Genomic DNA, 8,679 nt, shown 5'->3' with positions numbered 1-8,679 from the left:
AGCGCCGCGCCGAGCCCGGACATCACGGGCCAGGCCGCCACGACGTCCCACGTGAGCGAGCCGAGGGCGCGCAGCGCGTCGTGCTCGCGCAGCCAGGTCGCCGGGGCGTCACCGGCGACCGCCAGCCAGGAGGCGAGCCCGGCGCCCAGCCCGCACAGGGTCAGCAGCGCCCCCACCACGCGGCGCGTGAGCCCCTTCGAGGCCAGCGCCGCCACCACGCCCGCGAGACCGGCCAGCGCGAGGGGCGTCAGCACGGGGGCCAGCTCGCCGCCCGTGGGCGCCGCCGGGTCGGCTCCCGCGCCGCCCGGCACGCCCACGGGGTGCCCGGAGCGCACGGTGATCCAGGCGCGGGTCGCGGCGAACAGCACCAGGGCGCAGCCGAGCGCCGTCAGCCCCACCCACGTCCACAGCTCGCGCCCGCGCCCCGCCGGCCGCGCGGCTCCGACGCCGTCCGGCCGCTTCTCGTCGTGCGGGCCGGTCATGGCGCGGCCGACACCTCCAGCGGATCGGCGTCGAAGCAGGTGCGGTCGCCCGTGTGGCAGGCGGCGCCCACCTGGTCGACCTGGACCAGCAGCGTGTCGCCGTCGCAGTCGAGCGACACCGCCTTGACGTGCTGGACGTTGCCCGAGGTCGCGCCCTTGACCCAGTACTCGGAACGGCTGCGCGACCAGTAGGTCGCCCTGCCGGTCGTGAGGGTGCGGTGCAGCGCCTCGTCGTCCATCCAGGCGAGCATGAGGACCTCGCCCGTGTCGTGCTGCTGGACGATCGCGGGCACCAGCCCGTCGCCGTTGCGCTTGAGCCGCTCGGCGACCTTCGGGTCGAGGGACATGCCGCCATTCAACCAGCCGCGGTGACCGCCCGCCGCACCGGAGCGCCCGGTCAGGCGAGAGCCTGGGAGAGCGTGGCGTAGATGGGGAACAGCGGCGCCAGGTTGGTGCGGCGCAGCCGGCGCAGCACCTGGCCGCCGGGCGCGACGAGGGCGATGCTGCCCTCGCGCGCGCGCAGGTCGGCGCGGACCCGGACGAGCACGCCGAGCCCGGTCGTGTCGATGAACGTCAGCGCGCTCAGGTCGACGACCAGCCGGGAACCTCGCGCTCTGGCCGACTCGTCGAGGCAGGTGCGCATCCGCCCCGCGTTGTCGACGTCGACCTCTCCGGCGAGGCTGACGACCATCAGGTCGCCGTGCCTGCGCCGCGTCATCCGCAGCACGTCCACGCCCGCTCCCCGTGACGCCCGCCGGCCCCGCGGGCCGGTCCCGTGTCCAGTACCGTACCGGGTTCGGCGGCTCGTCACCCTGGGTTCGTTGAAGAATGCACTACGTGATCACGCCTGGCCGGGTACGGTCGTCGGCGGCGGCGCGAGGAGCGGGCCGCGGGAGACGGGGCCCGGAGGGGGCACCGGGGAGGGTCGTGATGGACGTCGCGGGGTCCGTCCTGGACCCGGAACTGGGTGACCATGTGTGCCTGCCGTTCGCGGGCGAGGGCGAGCGGATCGCGGCCACGCGGCTGTTCACCGCGAACGGCCTGCGGCGCGGCGCCCGGGTGCTCATCGTCACCTGCGCCCGCACGCCCGAGGAGACCAGGGCCTGGCTGGCCCCGGCCGTGCCGGGGCTGGCGCGGGCCGAGGCGGAGGGCCGGGTCGTGATCCGGCCGGCCGGCGGCACCACCCTGACCGGCCGGCGGCCGGACCCGAGCCGGGTGCTCAAGGGACTGAGCGCCGCGGTCGAGCGGGCCGGGGAGGACGGCCACGCCGGTCTGTACGCGCTGGTGGACGCCGCGTGGGGGGCCGGCGACCCGGCGCGGCAGACGACGTGCGAGGCGGTCTCCAACCCGCTGTTCGGCGAACGGCGGCTGGCGTCGGTGTGCCAGTACGACCTGCGGCTGTTCTCCGGCGAGGCGGTGGAACGGGCGGCGTCCGTCCACCCGATCGCGCCGGAGCGTGCGGCGTTGCGCTACGCCGTGACGTCCCGGCCGCCGGGGCTGCGGCTGTCGGGGGACGTGGACCTGACCAACCGGCAGGCGCTGGCCTCGGTGCTGGCGCCGCTGGAGCGCGAGCCCGGCGAGGTGGTCCTCGACGTGACGGCGATGGGGTTCATCGACGCCGGGTCGGCGCAGCTCCTCGCGGCGACGGCGCTGGCCCGGCAGGGCCGTCCCACGGTCGTGGTGTGCGGGGAGGCCGTGGCGCGGGTGCTGCGGCTGGTGCGGGCCGACGCGCTGCTGACGGTCCGCCGGGGTGCCGATGGGTAGGCCGGCGCTGGTGCGGAGCTTCGCGCGGGGCCGCATCACCGTGGTGCGGCGCGCGGTGGCGGAGTTCGCCGCGGCGGAGGGACTGGCGGGCCGCCGGCTGGAGGACTTCGTGCTCGCGGTCAACGAGATCACCACGAACGCGGTGCTGCACGGCGGCGGCAGCGGCCGGCTGCGCCTGTGGTCGCTGGACGGGCGGCTGTGGTGCGAGGTGACCGACGACGGGCCGGGCCTGCCGCCGGGGTGGATGGGGTCGGAGCGGACGCCGTCGCGTTACGACACGGGCGGCCGGGGGCTGTGGCTGACCCGGCTGCTCTGCGACCACGTGACCATCGTCTCCACACCCGCCGGGACCAGCGTGACGTTCTCCACCTGCACGGGCTGAGCGCGTGCCGGCGCCCGGCCCTCCAGGCCCTGAGGTCTTCAAGGGGTCAGGAGCGGGCGGCGGACACCCAGGAGGCGTGCAGGGCCGCGTAGACGCCGTCGTCCTCCCGGACGAGCTGCTCGTGCGGGCCGCGCTGGACCAGCCGGCCGCCGTCGAAGACCAGCACCTCGTCGGCGTTCTCCGCCGTCGAGAGCCGGTGCGCGATGGAGATGGCCGTACGGCCGCGCGTGACGCCCTCCAGCGCCCGGGCGAGGCGCACCTCCGTGGCCGGGTCCACGGCGGAGGTGGCCTCGTCGAGCAGCAGCAGGTCGGGGTCGGCGAGGTAGGCGCGGGCCAGGGCGACGAGCTGGCGCTCGCCCGCCGACAGCGACTCGCCGCGCTGCCCCACGGGCGTGGCGAGCCCGGCGGGCAGGCCGTCCACCCAGTCGGCCAGGCCCAGCTCGGTCATGGCCAGCTCGATCTCCTCGCGGGTGGCGGACGGCCGGCCGTAGCGGACGTTGTCCTCCAGGGTGCCGTCGAACAGGAATCCGTCCTGCGGCACCATCACGATGCGCTCGCGCAGCGACGAGAAACGCACGCCGCGCAGGTCGTGCCCGTCGACGGTGACGCGGCCGGAGACGGGGTCCATGAGCCGGGTGAGCAGCTTGGCGAACGTGGTCTTGCCGGACCCGGTCTCCCCCACCACGGCCACGCGGGAGCGCGGCGGGATCACGGCCGTCACCTCGCGCAGCACGGGCGGGCCGCCGGGGTAGGCGAAGTGGACGCCCTCGAAGGCGACGGAGATGGGGCCGCGGGGCAGCTCCACGCCCTCGGCGCCCGGGTCGGCGACGTCGGGCGGCGTGTCGAGCACCCCGAGGATGCGCCGCCAGCCGGCCACGGCGTTCTGGGCCTCGTTGAGCACCTCGGTGGCGGTCTGGAGCGGGGAGACGAACAGCGTCACGAGGAACAGGAATGCCACCAGCCGCCCGGCCGTGATGTCGCCGGACAGGCCGAGCCTGACGCCGAGCAGCACGATCCCGGAGATCGCGAGGGCGGCGACGATCTCGGTCAGCGGGAAGACGAAGCCGACGATGGTCTGCGCCCGGGTCTGGGCCGCCTTGTTGGCGTCCACGGCCTTGTCGACGCGCTCGGCGGTGCGCCGCTCCGCCGCGTACGCGCGGATGACGGCGGCGCCGACGACGGACTCGCTGACGGCGGCGAGCATGTCGCCGGTGCGCTCGCGGACCGAGGTGTACGCGCCCGACAGCCACCGCTGGAAGCGCGGCAGGGCGATCATCAGCGGCAGGAAGCACGCCCACACGAGCAGCGTGAGCTGCCAGGAGTAGACGAACATCAGCACGCTGGCCACGAGGAGCTGGCCGAGCGCCACGATGATCATCAGCCCGCCCCACTGCATGAACGTGCTGATCTGGTCCACGTCGTTGGTGACGCGGGAGACCAGCGCGCCGCGCCGCTCGGTGTTCTGGGTGAGCACCGACAGGTCGTGGACGTGGCGGAAGCCGCGCACGCGCAGGGTGGCCAGCGACGACTCGGTCGCCTTGTAGAGGCGGACGTTCATGACGTAGCCGGCCAGGGCGGTCAGCACGACGGCCGCCGCGCACAGCAGGACGGCACGGGTGACGTACCCGACGTCGGGCGAGGAGTCCTTCAGGCCCGTGTCGATGGTCTGCTGCACCGCGATCGGCACGATGACCTTGCCGGCCGTGGCCACCACCGCGAGGGCGAGCGTCCCGGCGAGCCCCTTGCGGAACTCGGGCGTCAGGGACAGCCCGCGGCGGATGGTGGCCAGCGCGGAGCGTTCGGCACTGGCGCCGATCCCCCGGACGTCGCTCACGCGTTGATCCCCTCTTCCTCGGCGGCCGCGACCGCGGCCCGCTCGGCTGCTTCCTGCCCGGCCGCCCCGCGGGCGGCCTCCTCCTCGGCCGAGAGGGCGGCGCGCTCGGCCTCCTCGCGCTCGTAGGCGGTGACCAGGTTGCGGTAGCCGGCGCAGCGCGCGAGCAGCTCGTCGTGCGTCCCGCGGTCCACGACGCGGCCCCGGTCGAGGTAGACGACCTCGTCGGCGAGGGCGATCGTGGCCATCCGGTAGGCGACGACCACCACGCTGGAGGCGGCGGCCGCGTCGCGCAGGCCGTGCAGGATGCGCGCCTCGACCTGCGGGTCCACGCTGGAGGTGGCGTCGTCGAGGATGAGCAGACGCGGTCTGCGGGCGACCGCGCGGGCCAGCGCGAGCCGCTGCCGCTGGCCGCCCGACAGGGTGGCGCCCCGCTCCCCCACCCGCGTGTCGAGGCCGTGCTCCAGGCGGGCCACGAACCCGTCGGCCTGCGCCAGGCGCAGGGCCGCCCACACGTCCTCGTCGCCGATGGGCAGGCCGAGGGTGATGTTGCCGCGCACGGTGTCGTCGAACAGGAACGTCTGCTGCGGCACCAGCGCGACCGACTCGGCGACGGCGCCGTACGGCAGCTCGCGCAGGTCCACGTCGTCGAGCAGCACGTGCCCGTCCGCCGGGTCCACGAGCCGGACGAGGAGCTGCACCAGCGTCGACTTGCCGGAGCCGGTCGGGCCGACCAGCGCGACGGTGCGCCCCGGCTCCACCCCGAAGGAGACGTCGTGGAGCACGGCGGCGGCGTCCGGGCCGGCGCCGTAGGAGTAGGACACGCCCGAGGCCTCCAGCCGGGCCGGGTCCGACGTCGGGGGCGGGGCGGTCCGGCCGTACTCCATGGAGCCGCTCGCCTCCAGCACGGCCCGCACCCGCTCCCAGCCGACCACGCTGCGCGGCAGCTCGGCGAGCACCCAGCCGAGCGCCCTGATGGGGAAGGCGAGCAGGGTGAACAGGTAGGCGACCTGCACGAGCTCGCCCGGGTCGATGGAGCCGGACGCGAGCCGCGCGGCGCCGACGCCGAGCACGGCGAGCACGCCCAGCGTGGGCAGCGCCTCCAGCATCGGGTCGAACAGGCCGCGCACCCGGCCGACGGCGATGTTCGCGTCGCGCAGTTCCTCAGCCCGCCGCCGGAACCGGTCGGTCTCCAGCTCCTCCCTGCCGAGGGTCTTGACGACGAGGGCGCCGTCGAAGCTCTCGTGCGCGATCTCGCTGACCTCGGCGCGCAACTGCTGGGCGCGGGTCGCGAGCGGGCTGAGCCGGCGCTGGTAGACGAGGTTGAGCACGGCGATGGCCGGGAAGATCAGGAAGCCCACGGCGGCGAGCGCCGGGTCGGTGAGGACCATCGCGACGGCCGCGGTGACGAGCATGACGACGACGCCCACGGCCATGGGCAGCGGCGCGAGCGGCGCCCAGGCGGCCTCGGCGTCGGAGCTGGCGTTCGACAGGAGCTGGCCGGTCGGATGCCGGTGGTGCCAGGCGAGCGGCAGCCGCAGGTACTGCTTGGTCACCTCGCGGCGGGAGCGGGCCTGCATGCGGTACTGCATGAGCCCGGCCAGGATGCGCCGGCCGGCGACGCCGATCGACTTGAGCAGCGCCGCGCCCATGATCAGCAGCACGCCGGTCCACAGGGCGCCCGCGGTCGCGGAGCCGGTGGAGAAGGCGGGCAGCACGACGTGCTCGGTGGCCCAGCCGAGCGCCCAGGCGGAGCCCACGGTCATGCCTCCGTACACGGCGCTGGCCAGGACGGCCGAGGTGAACACCGCCTTCTCCGCGCGGATCGCCACCCCGAGGACGCGCATTCCCTGACGCATGACGGCCGAGGTCACCTTGCTGGCCACTCGATGGGTTTCCTTCCGTCGCGACTGCTATGTCCGTAAGTCCCAATCACTCCGGATCATTACGTTATTCCCCATGGGTAAGGTTGAGAGCGTGACTCACGCTCGCGGCGAACGCGCGGCCCTGTGCGACCTGCTCGACCGGCTGGGCCCCGACGCCCCGACCCTCTGTGACGGGTGGTCCACCTACGACCTCGCCGCCCATCTCGTGCTGCGCGAGCGCCGGCCCGACGCGATGGCGGGCATCGCGCTCAAGCCGCTGGCGGGCCACACCGCCTCGGTCCAGGAGGCCCTGAAGGCCCGCCATCCGTACCCCGAGCTGGTCGGGCTGGTGCGCAGGCCGGGCGGCGTCTACGGGCTGCTGCCGTTCCTGGACGACGCGGTCAACACGCTGGAGATGTTCGTCCACCACGAGGACGTGCGCCGGGCCCAGCCGGAGTGGGAGCCGCGCGCGATGCCCGAGGACCTCGACCGGCTCATGTGGAAGCGCGTGTCGGCCGGCGGGAGGCTCATGCTGCGCCGCGCGCCGGTGGGCGTGGTGCTGCACCGGACGGGTGGCGGCGTGGCGCTCGGCGGCCCGAGGATCGGCCCCAAGGTGGAGGTCACCGGGCCGGCGCCGGAGCTGCTGCTGTTCTGCTTCGGGCGGCAGGAGCACGCGCGGGTGGAGCTCACGGGCGCCCCCGAGGCGATCTCCCGCCTCAAGGGCGCCCACCTCGGCATCTAGGGCGGGGCGCGGCGGTCAGTCACCGCCGTAGACGCGCAGGGCGACGTTCGCCTGGGCGAGGCGGCGCAGCCCGGTGAGCAGCGTGTCGCCCACCAGCGTGCCGAGCACCACCACCTCCAGCGCCCGCTCCCGGTCGTCCAGGTCGCCGACGACCCTCATGTCGGCCTCCGCGATCCGCTCGGCCGCCTCGGCGTAGTCGGGCAGCGCGCCGAGCATGTCCTCGCGGCCGAGGTCCTCCAGGCTCGCCAGGACGCCGACCAGCGCGGCGTACGAGGGGTGCTCACGCATGTCCTTCCACCCCCGGCGCGCGCACAGCTCGTCGAGCACCCGCCGCGCCCGCTCCACGTGCGGCCCCGGCTGCGGCTCCTGGCGGGCGGTGACCGTGAGCTGGCCCAGCCCCAGCAGGTTGTTGCCGCTGACCTCCGGGTCGTCCAGGTGCCGGACCAGTTCGCCGATGGCGGCGATGCTCAGGCCGCCGTACTCGGCCAGCGCGCGGACCAGCTTGAGCCGCCGGACGTGCGCGGGGCCGTAGTCGGCCTGGTTGCGGCCCACCGGCCGGCCCGGGGGCAGCAGCCCCTCCCGCAGGTAGTACTTGATCGTCGGGACGGGCACTCCCGTGTCCGCACTCAGCTCGGCCATGCGCACCTTGTGACTCCCCTCTTGTGGACAGTGGAGAGTTTAGCTATAGATAGTAGTAAGTAGCACTATCCGCTATCCACCAAGGAGGCGCCATGTTGCGCTGGCATCGCCCGCTGATGGTCTCGACGGGGCTCATGTCCGCCCTCGCCGTGATGACCGCCGTGGCGCTCGTCCTGGACGACCGCACGCTCGACGGCATGCCCGTCTGGGCCAAGCCGCTCAAGTTCGCCATGTCCGTCGCGGTCTACTCCTTCACCTGGGCCTGGCTGCTGTCGTTACAGCGCCGCGAGCGCCGCTGGGGGCGCCTGGCCGGCACCGTCCTCGCCGTGGCGGGGGTCGCCGAGGTCGCGCTCATCACCTTCCAGGCCGCCCGTGCCCACCGCAGCCACTTCAACGCCGCCACGCCGTTCGACGCCGCCCTGTTCAGCGTCATGGGGGTCATGATCATCAGCCTGATGGTGGCGAACATCGTCGCCGCGATCGCCGTCCTGCTCGACCGCCAGGCCGACGGGCCCTCCACCTGGGCGGTCCGCTTCGGGCTGGTGATCTCCACGCTGGGGATCGCGACCGGCGGCCTCATGCTCGGCCCGCGTCCCGGCCAGAGCGTCGCGGGCGGCGTCATCGGGGCCCACACCGTCTCCGCCCCCGACGGCGGGCCCGGCCTGCCGCTGCTCGGCTGGAGCACCGTCGCCGGCGACCTGCGAGTGCCGCACTTCGTCGGCATGCACGCCCTCCAGCTCCTGCCGCTGCTGCCCCTCGCCCTCGCGGCCCTTTCCCGCCGCTTCCCCGTCCTCGCCCCCGAGCGCGTACGGCAGGGCCTGACGATCACGGCCGGCGTCGTGTACGCGGGCGTGTTCGGGCTGGTGCTGTGGCAGGCGGGGATGTCGAACCCGTTGCGGGTCATCTCGCCGCGGAAGCGGGCCGTGTTGGCGCGCAGCTGCTCGCGTGCCTCCCCGGTGGTCTCCAGCAGGTCG

General features: G+C 74.6%; 10 protein-coding genes. 4 read left to right on the top strand and 6 right to left on the bottom strand.

The features are described from left to right. The 3 genes from AB0H81_RS42215 to AB0H81_RS42205 all read right to left on the bottom strand — a co-directional run. A partial coding sequence (locus tag AB0H81_RS42215) for a Trp biosynthesis-associated membrane protein (protein WP_358387343.1) occupies positions 1-482 on the bottom strand: 482 nt, incomplete at its 3' end. Beyond that, positions 479-829 carry a phosphoribosyl-AMP cyclohydrolase gene (gene hisI, locus AB0H81_RS42210; protein ID WP_358387340.1) on the bottom strand — a complete coding sequence of 117 codons (351 nt, stop codon included), beginning with the start codon at positions 827-829 and terminating at the stop codon, positions 479-481. The genes hisI and AB0H81_RS42215, both read right to left, overlap by 4 nt. A 50-nt stretch (positions 830-879) precedes the next feature. Next, positions 880-1,215, bottom strand: a complete 336-nt coding sequence (locus AB0H81_RS42205; RefSeq protein ID WP_358387337.1) for an STAS domain-containing protein — start codon at positions 1,213-1,215, stop codon at positions 880-882. 197 nt (positions 1,216-1,412) lie between these two features. Here AB0H81_RS42205 and AB0H81_RS42200 point away from each other — a divergent pair, with 197 nt between their 5' ends. Next, the gene (locus tag AB0H81_RS42200; protein WP_358387334.1) at positions 1,413-2,246 is read left to right on the top strand and encodes an MEDS domain-containing protein; all 834 of its coding nucleotides are present in this window, start codon (positions 1,413-1,415) and stop codon (positions 2,244-2,246) included. A gap of 10 nt (positions 2,247-2,256) precedes the next feature. Continuing rightward, positions 2,257-2,628, top strand: a complete 372-nt coding sequence (locus AB0H81_RS42195) for an ATP-binding protein (protein ID WP_358387332.1) — start codon at positions 2,257-2,259, stop codon at positions 2,626-2,628. Positions 2,629-2,674: 46 nt separating this feature from the next. Here the strand turns inward: AB0H81_RS42195 and AB0H81_RS42190 are convergent, their stop codons facing one another. Both AB0H81_RS42190 and AB0H81_RS42185 read right to left on the bottom strand, forming a co-directional pair. Further along, positions 2,675-4,462: an ABC transporter ATP-binding protein gene (locus tag AB0H81_RS42190; protein WP_358387329.1), complete on the bottom strand. Its 1,788-nt coding sequence runs from the start codon at positions 4,460-4,462 to the stop codon at positions 2,675-2,677. After that, positions 4,459-6,318: an ABC transporter ATP-binding protein gene (locus AB0H81_RS42185; RefSeq protein WP_358387346.1), complete on the bottom strand. Its 1,860-nt coding sequence runs from the start codon at positions 6,316-6,318 to the stop codon at positions 4,459-4,461. The genes AB0H81_RS42190 and AB0H81_RS42185 overlap by 4 nt, the downstream gene beginning before the upstream one ends. Before the next feature lie 118 nt (positions 6,319-6,436). Here AB0H81_RS42185 and AB0H81_RS42180 point away from each other — a divergent pair, with 118 nt between their 5' ends. Continuing rightward, the gene (locus AB0H81_RS42180) at positions 6,437-7,066 is read left to right on the top strand and encodes a TIGR03085 family metal-binding protein (RefSeq protein WP_358387327.1); all 630 of its coding nucleotides are present in this window, start codon (positions 6,437-6,439) and stop codon (positions 7,064-7,066) included. A gap of 15 nt (positions 7,067-7,081) precedes the next feature. On the opposite strand, the gene AB0H81_RS42175 is transcribed toward AB0H81_RS42180, so the two are convergent. Continuing rightward, positions 7,082-7,705 (bottom strand): MerR family transcriptional regulator, encoded by a 624-nt coding sequence (locus AB0H81_RS42175; protein WP_358387324.1) that lies wholly within the window; start codon positions 7,703-7,705, stop codon positions 7,082-7,084. 92 nt (positions 7,706-7,797) lie between these two features. Here AB0H81_RS42175 and AB0H81_RS42170 point away from each other — a divergent pair. Continuing rightward, on the top strand, positions 7,798-8,679 hold an 882-nt coding region (locus tag AB0H81_RS42170; RefSeq protein ID WP_358387322.1), incomplete at its 3' end, for a hypothetical protein.

The organism is Nonomuraea sp. NPDC050691 (assembly GCF_040654455.1).
Taxonomy (GTDB): Bacteria; Actinomycetota; Actinomycetes; order Streptosporangiales; family Streptosporangiaceae; genus Nonomuraea.
This window is presented reverse-complemented; position numbering and strand designations above follow the sequence as displayed.